Annotated in this window: 18 protein-coding genes; 10 read left to right on the top strand and 8 right to left on the bottom strand. The window is 43.5% G+C overall.

What is annotated here, in order from left to right; all coding sequences use genetic code 11:
* Window positions 1-316: 316 nt before the first annotated feature.
* From arcC to C9I89_RS06425, 3 genes are all read left to right on the top strand, one after another.
* A complete protein-coding gene (gene arcC / locus C9I89_RS06435; protein WP_107282523.1) occupies window positions 317-1,231 on the top strand; it encodes a carbamate kinase in 915 nt (304 codons plus the stop codon).
* 463 nt (window positions 1,232-1,694) lie between these two features.
* A complete protein-coding gene (gene ptcA, locus C9I89_RS06430) occupies window positions 1,695-2,741 on the top strand; it encodes a putrescine carbamoyltransferase (protein ID WP_107282522.1) in 1,047 nt (348 codons plus the stop codon).
* Between the two features lie 184 nt (window positions 2,742-2,925).
* Window positions 2,926-4,161, top strand: coding sequence for a RidA family protein (locus C9I89_RS06425; RefSeq protein ID WP_107282521.1), 1,236 nt, complete (start codon window positions 2,926-2,928; stop codon window positions 4,159-4,161).
* 254 nt (window positions 4,162-4,415) lie between these two features.
* Here the strand turns inward: C9I89_RS06425 and C9I89_RS06420 are convergent, their stop codons facing one another.
* Entirely contained in the window at window positions 4,416-5,339 is a 924-nt protein-coding gene (locus C9I89_RS06420; RefSeq protein WP_107282520.1) for a histone deacetylase family protein, read from the bottom strand.
* Between the two features lie 184 nt (window positions 5,340-5,523).
* On the opposite strand from C9I89_RS06420, the gene C9I89_RS06415 reads away from it, so the two are divergent.
* The gene (locus C9I89_RS06415; RefSeq protein ID WP_107282519.1) at window positions 5,524-5,865 is read left to right on the top strand and encodes a histidine triad nucleotide-binding protein; all 342 of its coding nucleotides are present in this window, start codon (window positions 5,524-5,526) and stop codon (window positions 5,863-5,865) included.
* 118 nt (window positions 5,866-5,983) lie between these two features.
* Here C9I89_RS06415 and C9I89_RS22435 read toward each other — a convergent pair whose 3' ends face one another.
* Both C9I89_RS22435 and C9I89_RS22325 read right to left on the bottom strand, forming a co-directional pair.
* Complete coding sequence (locus C9I89_RS22435) at window positions 5,984-6,157, bottom strand: hypothetical protein (RefSeq protein ID WP_170107637.1); 174 nt, start codon at window positions 6,155-6,157, stop codon at window positions 5,984-5,986.
* On the bottom strand, window positions 6,154-6,381 hold the full coding sequence (locus tag C9I89_RS22325; protein ID WP_146155049.1) for a hypothetical protein: 228 nt from the start codon (window positions 6,379-6,381) through the stop codon (window positions 6,154-6,156). Before C9I89_RS22325 ends, C9I89_RS22435 begins: the two co-directional genes overlap by 4 nt.
* A gap of 319 nt (window positions 6,382-6,700) precedes the next feature.
* Here C9I89_RS22325 and C9I89_RS06405 point away from each other — a divergent pair, with 319 nt between their 5' ends.
* Together C9I89_RS06405 and C9I89_RS06400 are read left to right on the top strand one after the other, a co-directional pair.
* Entirely contained in the window at window positions 6,701-7,072 is a 372-nt protein-coding gene (locus tag C9I89_RS06405) for a diacylglycerol kinase (protein ID WP_107282517.1), read from the top strand.
* Between the two features lie 30 nt (window positions 7,073-7,102).
* Entirely contained in the window at window positions 7,103-9,058 is a 1,956-nt protein-coding gene (locus tag C9I89_RS06400) for an LTA synthase family protein (RefSeq protein ID WP_107282516.1), read from the top strand.
* 101 nt (window positions 9,059-9,159) lie between these two features.
* Here C9I89_RS06400 and C9I89_RS06395 read toward each other — a convergent pair whose 3' ends face one another.
* The 4 genes from C9I89_RS06395 to C9I89_RS06380 all read right to left on the bottom strand — a co-directional run bounded on the left by C9I89_RS06395 (window position 9,160) and on the right by C9I89_RS06380 (window position 11,427).
* Complete coding sequence (locus tag C9I89_RS06395) at window positions 9,160-9,456, bottom strand: DUF503 domain-containing protein (protein ID WP_107282515.1); 297 nt, start codon at window positions 9,454-9,456, stop codon at window positions 9,160-9,162.
* A 254-nt stretch (window positions 9,457-9,710) separates the two neighbouring features.
* Entirely contained in the window at window positions 9,711-10,286 is a 576-nt protein-coding gene (gene efpL, locus C9I89_RS06390) for an elongation factor P-like protein EfpL (protein ID WP_107282726.1), read from the bottom strand.
* A gap of 480 nt (window positions 10,287-10,766) precedes the next feature.
* Window positions 10,767-11,117, bottom strand: a complete 351-nt coding sequence (locus tag C9I89_RS06385) for a carboxymuconolactone decarboxylase family protein (RefSeq protein WP_107282514.1) — start codon at window positions 11,115-11,117, stop codon at window positions 10,767-10,769.
* Between the two features lie 94 nt (window positions 11,118-11,211).
* On the bottom strand, window positions 11,212-11,427 hold the full coding sequence (locus tag C9I89_RS06380) for a dodecin (RefSeq protein WP_107282513.1): 216 nt from the start codon (window positions 11,425-11,427) through the stop codon (window positions 11,212-11,214).
* Window positions 11,428-11,803: 376 nt separating this feature from the next.
* Between C9I89_RS06380 and C9I89_RS06375 the strand changes: the two genes are divergently transcribed.
* Both C9I89_RS06375 and C9I89_RS06370 read left to right on the top strand, forming a co-directional pair.
* The gene (locus tag C9I89_RS06375) at window positions 11,804-13,330 is read left to right on the top strand and encodes a YfcC family protein (RefSeq protein ID WP_107282512.1); all 1,527 of its coding nucleotides are present in this window, start codon (window positions 11,804-11,806) and stop codon (window positions 13,328-13,330) included.
* Between the two features lie 357 nt (window positions 13,331-13,687).
* Window positions 13,688-14,533 (top strand): ParA family protein, encoded by an 846-nt coding sequence (locus C9I89_RS06370; protein WP_107282511.1) that lies wholly within the window; start codon window positions 13,688-13,690, stop codon window positions 14,531-14,533.
* 122 nt (window positions 14,534-14,655) lie between these two features.
* Here C9I89_RS06370 and C9I89_RS06365 read toward each other — a convergent pair whose 3' ends face one another.
* A complete protein-coding gene (locus C9I89_RS06365; protein WP_107282725.1) occupies window positions 14,656-15,969 on the bottom strand; it encodes a 6-phospho-beta-glucosidase in 1,314 nt (437 codons plus the stop codon).
* Window positions 15,970-16,087: 118 nt separating this feature from the next.
* Here C9I89_RS06365 and C9I89_RS06360 point away from each other — a divergent pair, with 118 nt between their 5' ends.
* Window positions 16,088-17,047 carry a LysR substrate-binding domain-containing protein gene (locus C9I89_RS06360; RefSeq protein ID WP_107282510.1) on the top strand — a complete coding sequence of 320 codons (960 nt, stop codon included), beginning with the start codon at window positions 16,088-16,090 and terminating at the stop codon, window positions 17,045-17,047.
* Window positions 17,048-17,221: 174 nt separating this feature from the next.
* Window positions 17,222-18,418, top strand: coding sequence for an iron-containing alcohol dehydrogenase (locus C9I89_RS06355; RefSeq protein ID WP_107282509.1), 1,197 nt, complete (start codon window positions 17,222-17,224; stop codon window positions 18,416-18,418).
* Window positions 18,419-18,558: the final 140 nt, after the last annotated feature.

Raw genomic sequence — 18,558 nt, 5'->3', positions numbered from 1 at the left:
GTTCAGCTAATATCGTTTTTTCATTGCAACTTTTGTTTCTGTCGCATTTTCCTGAAGCTCATATTTCTGTAAAATAATGTATTTTTTCACGTAACTATATAATCAAAATTACTGACAATAGTTCGTTATTAAAATCACTTATCGATATTGCATCAGAAAATCCGGTACGTTTTGTGATGATATAGTTAAAAATTCAGCCCAGATTTATAACAAAAAAGAAAATTGATTCTGATCAAATATTTTACCTCGCTGTCAGCGCTATGTTTCTTAGCACCAAAAGCTTATTTAGCTCCCAATAAACGTGATGGAATACAAAATGAAAAATCAAAAACCTATTTTGGTTGTCGCTGTCGGCGGCAATGCCTTGCTTCAGCGAGGTGAAGTCATGAGCTGCGATAACCAGGTCAAGAACATTGCACATACGACTTCGGCTTTAGCCAAACTCAGCGAAGACTACCGTTTGGTTATTGTGCATGGCAATGGTCCTCAAGTAGGCTTGCTGGCCTTACAGAACCTGGCATATAAGGATGCGCCACCCTATCCGCTTGACGTTTTAGGCGCTGAGACTCAGGGCATGATCGGCTACTTAATGGAACAAGGTCTAAAACGCGTTATGCCAAACAGCCTGTTTAGCACAGTGTTAACTCAAATTGAGGTAGATCGGAACGATCCTGCTTTTGCCGATCCGAATAAATTTATCGGTCCGGTTTATGACGAGCCTACTGCGCGTGATTTTGCACAGCAATACGGGTGGGAGATCAAAGCCGATGGTAAGTATTGGCGCCGGGTCGTTCCATCCCCTGAGCCGCAAAATATTGTACAGCTTGAAGCTATCCGTGCTTTGCTCGATGTAAATCATACTGTTATTTGCTGTGGCGGCGGTGGCTCACCGGTCATCAAAGATCAGCAGGGTTATACCGGCGTAGAAGCCGTTATTGATAAAGATCTGGCTGCCGCGGTACTGGCTAAGCAGCTGGGAGCCGCGCACTACTTGATCCTGACTGATGGCGATAATGTTTGCGTTGACTGGGGCACGCCAAATGAAATTCCTTTGTATGATGTGAGTGTAGAGGAGATCCAGCAATATACTTTTGCCGCGGGTTCAATGGCCCCGAAGGTTGATGCCTGCTGTGACTTTGCCAAAGCAACAAAGGGAACCGGGCATATTGGTTCGCTACACAAAGCTTATGAGATCATGACTTTCGAATCTGGTACACATATCCGGGTTTAATCAACAACAATTCCACTTAAATTTAAAGTTACGGGCAACGGAATTCCCGATCATTCGAAACACAAAGAAAAGGAAAGATCACCACTACGCCAATATAAATTTTTAACGCGATAAAAAGAATAAAAGAAACCTGCTAAAGTTATAAAAAGCCTATATAGCCATTGTGCCATATAGGCTTTTTATGTCTGTGTAATACCTTCACATTTTAAATACATCAAAGGATACCTTTAAAACAAAATATCGAAAAACAACATTAAAAAAAAGATAAAAATGTGCGTGGGAACATAAAATCAATTAAGCCAATTACAGTAAGACCGATTATTGATTCTGGTTTTAGAAATTTACAATAAATTCACCGATACTAAGTCCACTGCTTGGGAAGATATTAATGCCAACCACAGGCATCCTACTCCCGACAATTAGCCAAGAGATAAAATCTAATATAATTCAGTAAGGATAGGTCATGAAACTACCATCATCAAGTGCAACTAATTTAAACAAAGAAGGCCTGCGTCATTTTCTAAAAACCCAGGATTTCACTAAAAAAGAACTTACAGATATTCTTGAACTAATGGCGATGCTGAAACAAGCTCGCCATGACAATGCCATCCCTCAGCTATTTAAGGGAAAATCTGTGGCGATGGTTTTTGAACAACCTTCTACCCGTACTCGCGTATCTTTTGAAACAGCAGCAACGCTGCTAGGTGGCCATGCCCTGTTCCTTTCACCCAAAGACATTCACTTAGGCGCGAAAGAGTCGCTTGAAGATACTGGCCGAGTTCTTTCCAGAATGGTTGATGTCATCATGGCCCGAGTCGACGATCACAGTACCGTTTCTGGCTTAGCTGAGCATGCAAGCGTTCCCGTCATCAACGGCTTATGTGACTGGCTGCACCCAACCCAGATTATGGCTGATCTGTTTACCATGATGGAGCATCTGCCAGAAGGCAAATCACTGGGCGATCTGACTGTTGCCTTTGTGGGTGATGCCACTAACGTCGCATCGTCACTCATGTTTGCTTGCACTAAGTTTGGTATGACCTTTAAACATATTTGTCCTGAGCGCTTTAAAGCACCGCAAAAATGGGTTGATATCGCATTAGACAACTGTGAAACCTCCGGCGGCAAATTGGTGATCACTGACGACACCAACCAAGTTGCAGGTTGCGATATCATTGTTGCAGACAGCTTCTACTGGTTCGGTCAGGAAGATGAAAAAGAGATCCGCCTGTCAACTTTCATCCCGGAGTATGTCGTAACGGAAGATCTCATGGTAAAAGCCGGACCAGATGCCGTGTTCATGCACTGCTTGCCAGCCAATGATCAGCGCGAATGTACCCGTGCAGTAATGGAATCTCCTCGCTCTGTGATCTTTGATGAGGCAGAAAACCGCCTGACCGCTCAAATGGCCCTCTTGGTCTACCTGACCTATCCCCACAATAAGCCAGCATCTGAAGAAACGTTAGCCGCTCATAAAGCGAAGATCGAAGGCTTTCTCAACAACCTGTAATTTAATGTTGCTCCCGACATCCAAGGCGCCAGAACCGTGGCGCCTTACTCTATACCCACACTACTTCAAAATGCAGGATTCAGAGTGACGTCAGCAAGCCTAGTTCAAGTTTTTTTCTTAAGTAAAAAAAATATTTTTTAAAGTCCCGTAATTAATCACTTACTATATAAGGATAAATATCGATATGAGTGGCGATATCATAAAGCTTTCAAGAAACACTGAAAATGCACCAAAAAGTTCAGTATCTACACAAACTGTAGCTTTTTCTCATTATAATAATATTTCAGCTCAGTTACCCGTAGACCCTAAAACGGGGGAAATTGTCGTTGGTTGTGTAAAAGACCAGGCAAAACAGTGTTTAGACAATATTAAAGCAATTGTAGAAAGTATCGACCACGTTATGGACGACGTTGTTAAACTAAATATCTTCGTTAAAAATATCTCAGATATTGACGCGATAGACGAAGTTTATACAACTTTCTTCCAAGATGCTCTTCCTACGCGTACGGTTGTTGCTGTTGCAGCTTTACCTATGAGTGATGCTCTAGTACAAATTGATGCACTTATTTCAAACGGTGAAGGTACAACTCCACAAGCCCCTTGCGCCCTAATTAAAGTTTCAAGAAATACAGAAAATGCACCCAAAGGTCTATACTCACAAACGGTCGCTTTTTCTCATTACAATAACCTTGCGTCTCAATTACCTGTCGAACCAAAAACGGGTGAGTTGGTAGTTGGTGGTATTAAAGAGCAGACTGAACAGTGCTTAAACAACATCAAAGCAATTTTAGAAAGTATCGACCACGTTATGGATGATGTTGTTAAAACAACTATCTTCCTTAAAGATATCTCGGATGCTGAAGTTGTAAACGAAGTTTGTGCAAAATTCTTCCCAAGCTATGTTCCTGCACGCACAGTTGTTAGCGCTGCGGCTCTACCAATGGGCGCTTTGGTACAAATTGATACATCTGTATCACACGGTGATGGTACACCACCACAGCTTCCTGAAGATACGCGTTTACTGGTTATTGAAGCAAACAATACGGAAAATGCACCAAAAGCGTCATACTCACACACTGTCGCTTTCTCTCACTACAACCATGTTTCTGGTCAATTACCTTTAGACCCGAAAACAAATAAATTAGTTGCTGGTGACGTAAAAGCGCAAGCGGAACAATGTCTAAACAATATTAAGGCAATTATTGAAAGTGTTGACCATGTGATGGACGATACCGTTAAAATCAATATTCAACTTAAAAATATCGCAGACATTGATGCTGTAAACGAAGTTTACACTACCTTCTTTAAAGGCGATCTTCCTGCAAGAACAGTAGTTGGCGTTTCAGCTATCCCTATGGATGCTTTAGTACAAATTGATGCTGTTGTTTCTAACTGTGAAGGTACACCTCCACAAGTATAATAGGCATTTGATTACAGCTGAGTAGTTCTTCAATTGCTATAAGCTGAATTCATAGAATAAGTGCAATCGTGGCACTCAAGTTAAAACTCCCCAGTTCTATTCACTGTGGATGATGTTTGCAAGCTTTAGCTCTGAATTTACCATGATGACCGGTGCTGCACTAGAAGAGAAACTGGCACAAAATTAAAGTGTCCCCAACCCTATCCAGCAACTTCATGTTGCTGGATTTTTTTGTTATCTGATCCTCAAAAACGTTACCCGCTAGCCAAACCTTCCAGGTGGGTATGAACACTGTGAGCCAGTGCCTCCAAATCATAGCCGCCTTCCAGTACCGAGACGATCCTGCCGCCGGCGAAGCAAGCGGCGGCCTCAACGATAAGATTGGTTACCCAGCGGTAGTCACCCTCATCGAGCAGAAGTTGCCCCAGCGGATCAGCTTTGTGGGCATCGAAACCGGCAGAGACAAATATCATTTGCGGCTGGTGGTAGTGCAAGGCTGGCAGCCAGTCCCGTTCGACTGTGCGGCGAAACTCGCTGCCAGTGGTACCGGCAGGTAGCGGGGAATTAATAATGTTGGGTCGCTGAATATCATAATAGCGGTGGGGGAAAAAAGGGTGCTGAAAAGTCGAGCACACCAGCACCTCGGGGCGATTCTGGAACATATCGACAGTACCATTACAATGGTGCACATCAAAATCAAGTATAGCAACCCGTTCGATATCGCTATGGCTCAGTGCCTGCTCTACTCCCAGAGCAATATTGTTAAAAAAACAAAACCCCATGGCAATGCTTCTTTCAGCATGGTGCCCCGGCGGCCGTACCGCACAGAACGCATTGTTTATCTCACCACCAAGTACCATCTCTGTCGCCATGGTCACTGCACCAGCAGCCAAGCGGGCGGCATGCATAGTATGGGGATTAAGTGCGGTGTCTGGATCGGCATAAGCCAACCCTTTCTCCGGTTGCAGGCTGTCGAGCCAGCGAATATATTCAACTGGATGCACCTTCTCCAGCAGCTTCTCAGACACCGGCTGTGCAGCCAACCATTTCAACCGATTGCCCAGCTCAGAAGACGCCAGGTATTGAGTAATGGCCCCCAGCCGTTCGGGACATTCCGGATGATCCGCTCCCATTTCATGCAGCAGGTAATCCCCGTGGGTAATAAAGGCTGTGGTCATTGCTGGTCACTCCCTCAAGGTAAAGGTAATTGGTTCGTCCCTATATCAACAATACTTTATATTTCAGAACTTCGTGAAAAAGGGATTAAACGGTTATGCTTAGTATTCAGGGTTATAGTGAATTATCCCGATTGATATTATTAATAACTATAGTTTAATGATTCAAGACTGAGCGAGGATCCCAATGGACTGTATTTTCTGCAAAATCGCTAACAAAGAAATCCCGGCGAACCTGGTTTATGAAGACGATCAGATCGTCGCCTTCCCAGATAATGATCCGCAGGCTCCGACACATATACTGATCATTCCACGCCAACACATCGACACGATTAACCAGCTGGACATTGATAAGAGTGCGCTTATCAGCCATATGGTGCTGACCGCGACACAACTGGCAAAAGATCTGGCACTCGCTGACGACGGCTACCGGCTGGTATGGAACTGCAACCGTCAGGGTGGCCAGGCTGTGTTTCATATTCACCTTCACCTATTGGGTGGACGCACTATGCATTGGCCTCCGGGCTAAGCTTTAGATTGAAATAATTTGGGGCTTTACGAAATCCAAAGAAAACCGGGAGGTCTTATAGGCTTGGTTTATCGGGAGGGATTACGGCTCAACTCAACTGAGCCGTAATTGTTTGTGATTAGTCCTTGGTTGCTATAGCTATTCCCTCTTGCGTTGCTTGTTCAAGATTGGTTTCACCTTCTGCCACATCTTCTTCCGCTAGTACTACTGACATATTTTGATTAGGGAAAAGATGGCTGGCAATCAGATAGCCGGTCACACTTAAGAGCAACCCAAGGAATATTCCATTCAAGCCGAAAAATCTACCCATTCATATTTGACGGCTAAAATACCAAAAGTACCTAATAATAGAGATACCCAGGTTCCCTGCTTGCTTCCTCTAGGATAGAAATGTCCCATCAAATATGGAACTAATGTTCCACCCGCTCTAAGACTGAATGAGAACATAAGCAAAGTAATGATCGCACTGGTATTTAACACTGCGATACCTATTGAAAAAATACCAATAACGAACATGGTCAGTCTTGCGACTTTTAATAACGACTGCTGATCAGCATTTTTATGAATATACCCAAGTTAGCTCAAGATGCTCGTTTCAGCGAGAATTCCCAGACGCAAGGTCAGGCGCTGATTTGCAGATATAGCGCTCTACATCAAAAATCAGCAACGCAGCATGAGATGCCTCGAAAGCTCGCCCTTCGGGAGTGATCCAGCATCTTGAGGAATTTGGGTATGAATGCTGACGGTTGAAATTGTATTCAAGGCAGTTTGACTTTTTTTTCACGCAAAACATGCTACTTATTACACCTATTTTTTCTTACAAATGAGTTTTTTTGTGAAACCTAGTCAAAAAGGATTTGTTCGGCTTATCTATGCCACTAAATATTCATGGTTAGGTTTGCGTGCAGCCTGGCGTTGCGAGGCGGCATTCAGGCAAGAGTTGGTGTCTTTCTGTGTGCTGACTCCTCTGGCTCTCGCTTTACCTGTAGGCGGATTAGAGAAGTTACTACTGATCGGTTCAATCATCGCGGTTATTGTCGTCGAATTACTTAATTCCGCCATAGAAGCTGTTGTCGATAGGATCGGGAAAGAAAAGCATGAATTGTCAGGGCAAGCGAAAGATATGGGATCAGCCGCGGTGCTGCTGACTCTCTCAATGGCAATATCCACGTGGGTGTATGTCTTGTTTTCTAACTTTGCCGTGTGAAAACATAGTTAATTAATCAGGAAGTTACAAATGACAGATGTTGTTAAAAGGCGTTTGGGTATTCTCTACCCTCTCTGCATGACGTTTTTAGTCTGCCTTTTCATTCTGATGCTCTCTCGCGTAGGGTTGAGTATGTGGCATGGCGAGCGTGTCAGCGAAGCAAATGGCTGGTTAACCATACTATTTTCTGGCTTACGGATTGATATTTCATCCATAAGCTATCTGCTTGTATTGCCCGCCCTGCTGACTTGTCTGCTTGCAGGTAACGGCTTTATCGGTAGAAGTTGGTTATTGATTTTACGGGTCTGGATTGTTTTCGGTTTATGGCTTGTGGTCTACATGGAACTCGCAACGCCTTCTTTCATTATGGAATATGACGTCCGTCCCAATCGACTCTTTATTGAATACCTGATCTACCCGAAAGAAGTCTTAGGGATGTTATGGAGTGGATACAAACCCGAGTTGTTTATTGGCGCCACAGTGAGCACGGCAACTCTGTATTGGGGCTGGAAATTCACCCGTCACTTAGTGACAGGTTTAACTTTCCCACGTTGGTACTGGCGACCGATTCTGGCTGTGTTTGTCGTTTTGGCTGGATTGATGGGCGCTAGGTCGACACTTGGACACCGACCGCTCAATCCGGCGATGGTGGCCTTTTCTACCGATCCGTTAGTCAATGATCTGGTACTTAATTCATCGTACTCCCTGTTGTTTGCTGCAAAGCAAATGGACGGCGAGGACAATGCCTCCAAATGTTACGGCGATATGGATACCCGTGAGATCATCGATTTGGTTCGGGAATCGACAGGGAGATCGAGTACAGATTTTACGTCTGACTCGGCTCCAACCATGGCCTATCATGCCGCGACGTATCAAGGTAAGCCTAAGAATCTGGTTATTCTTCTGCAAGAAAGCCTCGGGGCGAGATATGTCGGGGCATTAGGGGGAATGCCGTTAACGCCTAACCTCGATGGATTGATGCAGGAAGGCTGGAATTTTACCCGTATGTATGCAACGGGCACACGCTCAGTCCGAGGTATTGAAGCGGTTGTGACCGGTTTCTCGCCAACCCCTGCGCGCTCAGTGGTCAAGCTGGGTAAAAGCCAAAGTGGTTTCTTTACTGTTGCCGACCTACTGAAAAGTAAGGGATACCACACTCAATTTATCTATGGCGGAGAAAGTCACTTTGACAATATGAAGAGCTTTTTCTTAGGGAATGGTTTTACCGACATGCAAGACTTCCCTACCTTTACAAAACCGGCGTTTGTTGGTTCCTGGGGGGCATCAGATGAAGATTTATATCAAAAGGCCCATGAGCAGTTTTCTGAGCTGAGTGCTCGGAAGCGGCCATTTTTCAGCCTGGTCTTTACATCGTCTAACCATAGCCCGTTTGATTATCCTGATGGTCGCATTACGCCATATAACGAACCGAAGCAAACTCGTGAAAATGCGGCGAAGTATTCGGATTACGCTCTTGGTGAGTTTTTCAAACAGGCAAAATCATCCTCTTATTGGGATGACACCATTTTTGTGGTGGTAGCTGACCATGACTCCCGAGCTTATGGAAACCAACTCGTGCCGATTGATCATTTTCATATTCCAGCGGTGATTGTCGGTGAAGGTGTTTCCGAAAGGCAGGATTCGCGCTTAGCCAGCCAGATCGATCTTGCGCCGACATTGCTGTCTCTCATTGGGATTAATAGCGTTAACCCAATGATTGGTCACGATATGACAAAAAATGTTGATAGTACCAAGCAAAGAGCCATGATGCAGTTTTATAAGAACTTTGCCTGGATGGATAGTAATAATGATGTTGTTATTTTTCAGCCGGATAAACCCGCTCAAGGATTCTCCTACGATGAAGCCACCACAGAGTTACTTGACCGTAAGATGCCTCAGGACATGATAAAAATGGCGAAAGCCAATGCCCTGTGGGGCAGTCTGGCCTACCAAAATAACTATTATCACTCATCCGAGAATAAATAAGTATCAATGGAAAAGCCGAAAGTTCTCTTTCGGTTTTTATCCCCATTAGCGGCAAAATCAGCTCTGATGATCGGCTATCAACGGTGGCAGTGCGTCGCGAATTACAGCCATTCCTGAACAATAGCCGCGATCTCGATATCAGCGGTTTCTTCACAAAGGGTCCGGATCCGGGCTGTATTTAACTCCAACTGGCGTTTGTCGCTGCCCACAAGGCAAACCGCCAGAACGGCACGTTGCCATTTGTCTTTGAATCCCACCTCGGCCACAGAGGCGTTGAATTTATTGCTGATGCGATCCTTTAGCCCCCGTACCTCACTGCGCTTCTCCTTAAGCGATTGTGCATGGGGGATCACCAATTCAATGGTCAGAAGAGTGATGAATATAGATTGATCGCTCATGGGGTATCACCATTATTAAAGACGTTGATATCTTTGGAAGTGAACGTAACGTATTTTTGCTCGTGCAATTGGCTTCGATAAAGAGAAAGCACAACAGTTAGCTTCTTATCTCAATTACACGCATAGAATCGGATAAGGTAAGCCATCTCATTCTTCATGATGCTTACCGGTTGCCATAAGGTGCCCCAAGCCAATACATAACCTGATTTGAGGCACCATAATCACGAAACCTAATTCAAACTAATGGACTTCGATTACTTTGAATCAGCACGGCTCATGAATTTATGTTCAGCGGTGTTGATCTTAATCTTTTCACCGTTTGCAATGTATTCAGGAACTTGAACTGTCAGGCCTGTAGAAAGGATCGCAGGCTTAGTACGAGCACTTGCAGATGCACCTTTAATTGAAGGATCGGTTTCAACAATCACCAATTCAACAGTAGCAGGCAGTTCGATAGCAACAGGAGAGCCGTCAACGGTCAGTACTTGCAGGCCTTTTGTCTCTTCGGTGATGAAAAGTAGCTCTTCTGAAATCGACTCTTTACTGAAATTATAAGGGGTGTAATCTTCGCTATCCATGAAGACATACTCATCACCATCAATGTATGAAAAAGTCACTTGGTGGCGACTAAAGTCAGCAAGGTTGATCATCTCATCGGCTTTGAAGCTCTCATCAACTTTTGCACCGGTTGCAACATCATAAAGACGCATTCTGTACAGACTAGCTCCGGCACGGCCACTGGGGGTCAGTTTGCTGATTTCTTTAACAAGCAACACCTTTCCGTTATGTTCGATGGCTGCAAATTTTTTTATTTCACTTGCCTTTGGCATGATAATGAATCCAAAAAATAAATTGTGGAGTGAAAATATCATGAACTGAATTTTTGGCAAGTGTTGCGCATAATAAGCGCTGATTTCTTCACCGCTTAATACTTCAATAAATACATTTCGATATGCAATCATGCCCTTAGCGGTTTTCATTGAGGAGGCAAAATATTTGGTTCTGATCGCTGGACGGTTGATGACGCTGAACTATACTGGTTAATGAAAAGCGTATCTTTCTGCCAATAGGTCTTGTGAGATGAGGGGAAAGAGTAGCAACCACGTAAGTTTCTGGGCTTGCAGCGTGGTCAACGAGAGAGAAGCAGAACCCTGTAAGAGCTAACTCTCGACGCGCTTTTCATACTCCTGTCTGTTTTGTAGAGAATCAAGAAACCCGCCTTTAACGCGGGTTTTTTCATGTTATATACCCAAACCACTTCAAGATGCAGCGGTTTGGATATACCGTTTTTCACTGCTTAAGGTTCTTCCTCACACTTCCCACTCTGAACCGGCTTCGGTTGGCATGCTGGCTTCTAACGTCTCATCAGCCCAGCTAAGCGCTGCCATCACGCAAGGAAAGCCCAGGGTACTGGTCAGAAGAATAAGGACATGGCGAATTTCATCGATGCTGGCTCCTGCTTCAAGTGCTCTTCTGGTATGGCTGTGGACTGCACCTTCCGAGCGGATTGCCGCTGCCGCAGCCAACTGAATAAGCTGCGCCGTTTTCTCATCTAACGGCCCTTCCTGTTTAACTGCCTTGCCAAGTGATTCAACTGCATCTAAAAAACCTGGATGCCTTTGTTTGATTTTAAGGTACTGATTAGACGGATTACCAGCCATAAGTCTCTCCTAACAAACTCATAATACCGAGTATTAAAATACAATCAAAAAGATGAAAAACACCATAAAAACAATTAATTAACTTAAGTTACGGTTAACTATTCTCTATTTTAAAGCCTATTTTAATAACCACCTGAAAGTGACCGACCTTACCATCAACAATATGGCCACGAGTTTCAACGACTTCAAACCATTCCATGTTTTTAATGGTCTTATGACATTCATCAATGGCGTTGCTGATGGCATCTTCGATACTGAATTTAGACGTACCAACCATTTCTAGTTTTTTATAAGTATGGTGTTCAGACATATCAAGCCCCTGTATTAACGAAGAAAATTCATACCAAGAACTATAGTTGAATAATAATTACTTTGCCAAAGTGCTCATTTGATCTAGGTGAATGAAAAGACGAATTTTGGTTTAAGTTTACCTGCTATGAGCAAGATTATTCCGATAAGAACGAAACCTAAGGCCGTTAGTTGTAGATACCATAATATTGATATTTACCAACAAGAGGCCGGCTCGAAAATATTCATTTTATGACCCAAACACCTTCGTTATTTGAATAATATTTCATGCTCGACATTTGCGACATCACCGACATAATTTTATTTAATATCGTAATATTTTATTGGTACTTAATAAATATTTTTCCGCACCAAATAAGAACCTCAGGGGATGTATTATGCTCATCGCTAAAGAGTTAAAAAAAACAATTCAATTTCCAACCGCTTTCACAATATTATTTATAATTATGATAGTAGCAATTGGCCTTACATGGATTGTTCCTGCTGGCTCATACTCAAAACTATCCTATAACTCAGATGAAAATACCTTACAGGTTGTCAGCCCTTTTGGGGATATAACAACCGTGGCCGCAACTCAAGCTGAACTAAAAAAACTTGATATCAATATAGGTATAGATCAGTTCGTCAACGGCACAATCCGTAAGCCGATAGCGATACCGGATACTTATCATCAGCTGGAGCAATCTCCAAAAGGATTAGGAGATGTGGCTGTAAGCATGGTTGAAGGTACTATAGAAGGTGCAGACATTATTGTTTTCATCTTGATTTTAGGAGGCATGATTGGTGTTATCAATAAAACAGGAGCATTTAACGCTGGACTGATAACTTTATCAGAAAAAACAAAAGGGCGTGAATTCTTATTTGTAGCGTCAGTTTGTATCGTCATGGCATTAGGAGGGACAACCTGTGGTTTAGAAGAAGAAGCTGTTGCTTTTTACCCTATTCTTGTTCCTATTTTTCTAGCTCTTGGTTTCGATTCTATCGTTTGTGTTGGTGCAATATTCCTTGCCGCATCAATAGGTACTGCGTTCTCAACGATTAACCCATTCTCGGTAGTGATTGCATCTAATGCTGCGGGTATTTCCTTTACGGAAGGCTTAGGCGTTAGGACTTTTGGCTTAGTTGTTGGCACGACGACGGTTATAAGCTATTTGTATTGGTATTGTAAAAAAATCAAAGCTGACCCTTCATTTTCGTATACCTATTCTGACAGGGAATCGTTTAAAGAGCGTTTTTTGAAAGGTAAAGATCTGGCAGAAAAAGTACCCTTCACCCTACGTCGTAAAATAATTTTATCATTATTTGCCATAGCGTTTCCCATGATGATTTGGGGTGTTTCAATGGGGGGATGGTGGTTTCCTCAAATGGCAGCATCTTTTCTATCTATTGCTATCATAATTATATTTATCTCTGGACTTAAGGAAAAAGAAGCTGTTGAAGCCTTTACTCAAGGGGCATCTGAATTAGTCGCGGTATCATTAATTATAGGTATGGCTCGTGGGGTCAATATCGTTCTTGAACAAGGTATGATTTCAGACACCATCTTAGCTTATGCATCTGATTTGGTTTCAGGCATGCATGGCAGTGTCTTTGCTGTTTCTCAAATGTTTGTCTTCTTCCTTCTTGGATTAGTCGTTCCATCTTCATCAGGCCTGGCAGTACTATCGATGCCAATCATGGCTCCATTAGCCGATACGGTAAATATACCTCGTGATATTGTTGTATCTGCATATAACTGGGGGCAGTATGCCATGCTATTTTTAGCCCCAACAGGATTGGTATTAGTCACTCTACAAATGCTTGATATTCCATTTAACAAGTGGGTGAAATTCGTGCTTCCTATCGTTATTTTCTTACTTGGTTTTGGCTCTTTATTGTTGGTTGCTCAAGTGATGATGCTTTAATTACTTTTAGCATCCTTCGGTAAGAACCCCAATACGCATATTTATATATTGGCCACGTTAATTATAAAATTAGCGTGGTTTTCTCAAGATTTGGTTTACCTGAATATAGACCCGAAGATCGCCGCTGACATCACTGGTATTACAAAAAACAGGTCAAATATTTCTCTCTGAGAGAAAAGCTCGGCGTTTCCAATGGTTATTGGATCAGGTATTAAACTCTATCCCCCCAGGGAGAATCAGTTTCTCTTTGCTGATTCTCCGCCTTTCCCATCGGTCATTAAATAAAACAAACATTGCCACTCTATTCACACTGATGTAACGTATTGTAACTAGTAGGATAAATCAAAGGAATGAATAATGCGCAGGGTGGTCTTTAATCAAAAAGGTGGAGTCGGTAAATCCAGTATTACAACGAACCTTGCCGCTCTGAGTGCTGCACAGGGATATAAGACGTTACTTATTGACTTGGATGTACAAGGAAACAGTAGTCACTACCTTGACTGTGATATCAATACCGATAATAAACGAACCGTTGCTGATTTATTAAACCAAACCGTTGGTTGGTTCACGGTAACGACTCCGATCATAGACTTCCCCCAACCTACAGCATTTGCCAATCTCGATATTATTCCTTCCAGCCCCAAACTCGAAAAGATTGAAGCCGAACTTGAGCGACGCTATAAAATTTACAAATTACGTGATGCGCTCGATGAACTGGATAAAAAGTATGATCGCATTTACCTCGATACACCACCAAATCTTAACTTCTATAGTAAGACCGCATTAATTGCAGCCCAGCGACTACTCGTCCCTTTCGACTGCGATAGCTTTTCACAGCAAGCGCTCATTACTTTGCTGAATAATTTAGCGGAACTAAAAGAAGATCATAATCCAACACTGGAAGTGGAAGGCGTGATCGTCAACATGTTCAACGCACAGGCAAAATTCCCAACGAAAATCATTGCCGATCTTAAAGATTTGGGACTGCCCGTACTTGAACCTTACTTACCGCAGTCAATTAAAATGAAAGAATCACACTATCAGCAGCAACCACTGATCTATTCAGCACCCAACCACAAACTGACAAACCATTTTAGGGCTTTATTTGCCACCCTAGAGCATATCAATACAAAGGATGACTCCACTTTCTTTCAAGTGGACGGGGTGGCCAGCTTTGCTGGGCAAACAACAAAAAGGCCCTAAGTAAAAAAACTTAGAGCCTTTATAACTGGGCAGAAGGATCGTTCAACCGATCATTTTAACCTTAACAGATTAGCATTAGGTCATCGGCCATCTTTTTTGACAATAGCTGGATTGAATAGCCGTTATCTAAACTGTGGCATAAAATCCAAGTTCTCTTGAATGGTTTCTTCCAGCGCTTGCTCGAGAATTGTCCCGGTTGTCACAAGAGGGTTTAGGATCAGCGCTTTGTGTGCAGCGTTTCGATTGCCTGTTACCGCGGCCTCGACAGTCAGAGACTCAAACTCTTTCATTAGTTGAATCAAGCGCAGTGTATCTGTTGGAAAAGGTGCGACGTTGAGGGGTAGCGGACCTGACTTAGTGATCATACAACTCATTTCTACAGCACAATCTTCGGGTAGCCCAGCAATCGCACCATTGTTGCGAGTGTTGACATGCATGATAGTGCGTTTGTCGTTAAAGATAGAGCTCATCAGCTCACAAGCGGCTTCCGAATAGTATTGACCGCCGCGTTTCTCAAGCTCTTTTGGCTTATCGCTGAGCTCTGGGTTGCGGTAGATATCAAATAGGCGTTTTTCCATCGCCTTAACTACCTCACCACGTGTGCCTTCACCTTTTGCCTCTTCAAGCTCCTGCTCCATGATGTCTTGACTTGTGTAGTAGTAACGCAAATAAGCACAAGGGATCATGCCCATATTTCTGAGCAGCTCAGGCGGCCATTCGAACGGAGGAATGTTTTGTGGCACTAAAGGGTCGTTGCCAGACAAAATCTTTTCAACGACCTCTTGTAGCTTATCTTTACCCTCATGCAGAATTTGGCGAGCCCAAATCAAGTGGTTAAGGCCAGCAACTTGAAGAACGATATCTTTTTCATCTGCGCCCAGCATTTGTGAAACACCTTTTTGCATGATCACCGGGACATTACACAGGCCAACGGCTTTAACATTGGTGTATTTAAGGATGGCTTCAGTTACCATACCTGACGGATTGGTAAAGTTGAGAAGCCACGCTTCAGGACAGTACTCTTCCATTTCCTTACAAATTTCAAGTGCGATAGGAATGGTGCGACACGCGTTAGCAAATCCACCTAAGCCATTCGTTTCTTGACCAATCATTCCATATTTCAAAGAAATACGTTCATCACGTATACGACTTTCCAAGCAGCCTGCACGGAATTGAGAGCAAACAAAATCTGCTCCTTGCAATGCCGGAATGCGGTCAAGGCTGATATGCACTTCGACGTCATCCAGACCATTTTTCGTCAGCATGCGACGGGTTAAGTCACCGATGATGTTAACTTTTTCTTTGCCTTCGTCGATATCCACGAGCCAAAGCTCACGGATCGGCAATTCATGTTTGCGATTGATTAGACCTTCGATCAGTTCAGGAGTGTAACTTGAACCCGCGCCAATAATGGTAATTTTCAGACCTTGTTTCATCATTTTATTTCTCACTATAGACAAGATAAATTAATTAAAACCTTTGTATTCATCCTGAACAAACCAAATAAAATATGGTATGTATTAGACGTACTAATGCATGAGTGAGAAATAACCGATGGATCGCAAACAACTGTTACTGGCGAACATGTATACATTTAGTGTGGCTGCTAAATTTTTGAGCTTTACCATGGCAGCTGAAGAGCTGTTTATTACGCAAGGGGCCGTCAGTCAGCGAATCAAATCTTTGGAAGAGCAACTAGGATTTACGTTGTTTGTCCGTATGACTCGACGCTTAGAGCTGACTGCGGAAGGCGATCGTTTACTGCAAGCGCTAAATCAATCTTTTGATGTAATTTTCTCTGAAATAGAGGACATCAGATTTAATGAGCTAAGAGGTGAATTGTACATTGGTGCTGCCCCAACTTTTGCTCAAAGCTGGTTACTTCCACGACTACCGAAGTTTCAAGAGTTGTATCCCAATCTCAATGTAAAGCTTCGCGTTAAGGCAAGTCGTTTGGATTTCCAACACGAGCCGGTCGATCTCGCCATCTATTACAGTGAAGGGAACCATCCAGAGTTTTATAGCCGCAGGTTGTTTGATGAGACGATCACACCAGTTTGCAGTAACTCTTACTATCAAAAACTCTTCGGAGATCAAAGTCATCAAACGCCAGACATGGGCAGTAAGCTCAAGCAAGCTACCTTCATCCATTGTTCAGAATCATTGGAAGCGAGCGAACCAAACCGAGAGTGGCAATTATGGCTAAAAAGTCAGTCTGACGACTCACTGAACACACTCAACGTCTTGGAACGAACATATATTTTTAACCACTCGGATATGGCGATGATTGCCGCTAAAAACGGTATGGGGATAGCTATGGCAAGAGAGTCGCTGGTTACCAAAAGCCTAAAAAGCGGTGAGTTGATTGCGCCATTCGAGAATGTATATTCTGGGCGAGGCTACGATCTTATTTGCCTAAATGGTCAAGAGCATCGTCCTCGTATCGCGGCATTTATCGAATGGCTTCAAGGAGAGTGTGATTCATCGGCTTCGCAAGTGAACATTGATGGATAAGGTTTGTTACTCAATCTGTGTCGATACCGATACTTAAATGTACTCGGCAAGCTCAGGATAGCCTGGTTTTATAACATATATAGTTTCAGCCAATACTTATAAATATGAATCAAGTCTAATATTGTTACAGCCGCAGCCCCTATAATTCAAACATATGTTTAAAAGGATTTTAATATGTTTTTATACAAAACCGTTATAGGTGTAAACAAGCAGCTCAACAAATTAATCACCATCCCTTTTCCACATGTCGAAGTAGGGGTAAACAGTATATCGAAGGCAGGCGAATTAATGTCGTCAGCCGGAGCCAAGAAAGTCATGATAGTGACAGGTAGAGTGAGCTCAATGGGGATGACCGTCCCTCTTTGTGAATCGCTACAGGCCAAAAACATCGACTATGCCATTTTCAATCAGGTTACGCCCGATCCGACTATCGCTACGGTAGTAAACGGTGTTGATTTCTATAAAAAACATAATTGCGACGCCCTTATCGCCCTTGGAGGCGGCTCCCCTATCGACTGTGCCAAAGTCATCGGAGCTAAAGTTGTCAGAGACCGACCAGTTAGATCCCTGGCCGGAAAACTGAAAATCAGAAGAAAACTTCCACCATTTTTAGCCATCCCCACCACAGCAGGTACTGGCTCGGAAGCTACCGTCGCCGCCGTCATTTCCGACCCCGTTGCACGGCAAAAATTCGCCGTCATAGATCCAGTGTTATTGCCTGACTTCGCTATTATTGATCCCAAACTGATGACAGGGCTACCGCAAAATATGACCGCGGCAACCGGAATGGATGCCCTGACCCACGCTATAGAAGCTTATATCGGCACATACAACACCCCGCTGAGCGATAACTATGCCAAGCAGGCAATTGAGAAAATTTTCGCCTACCTGCCGAAAGCTTATGAAAATGGCGAAGATCTTGAGGCACGCGAGCAAATGGCTATCGCCTCTTATGAGGCCGGTTGTGCGTTTACCCGTGCATTCGTTGGCTATGTCCACGCGATCGCACACCAACTCGGGGGGATGTATCACATTCCGCATGGACAGGCGAACGCGGTTCTGCTCCCTATGATATTGCGTTTCTTACAGCCGCATTGCGTGAAGCGCATGAATGAGCTGGCAACAGTTATCGGCCTTAGTGACGGTGAAGCATTTATTGATGCTGTTATTAAGCTAAATCAACAGCTGAATATTCCAGCCAGCTTTCCGGAGCTACAAGCCAGTGATATTCCGTTGATTGCCAAGCGTGCATTAGCAGAGGCCCATGGCACCTACCCGGTACCGGGTTACATGAACCAAAAACAATGTGAAAGGTTGTTGAGACAATTCCTTGTCGAATCACCGCAATGTGTTAACGCCACAGCAGCCTAGAACAGCACAACCATCAGCAGCTGGAGAATTCCACCTGCTGATTAGCTTCTACATAGATGGCAATACCGGAATCAAAACGTCTTCTAACTCCTACCTACTTTCCCTTCCAGCACAGAAAAAACAAAAAACACTGTATACCC

It is taken from the genome of Photobacterium lipolyticum (assembly GCF_003026475.1).
In the GTDB taxonomy this organism is placed as follows: domain Bacteria; phylum Pseudomonadota; class Gammaproteobacteria; order Enterobacterales; family Vibrionaceae; genus Photobacterium; species Photobacterium lipolyticum.
This window is presented reverse-complemented; position numbering and strand designations above follow the sequence as displayed.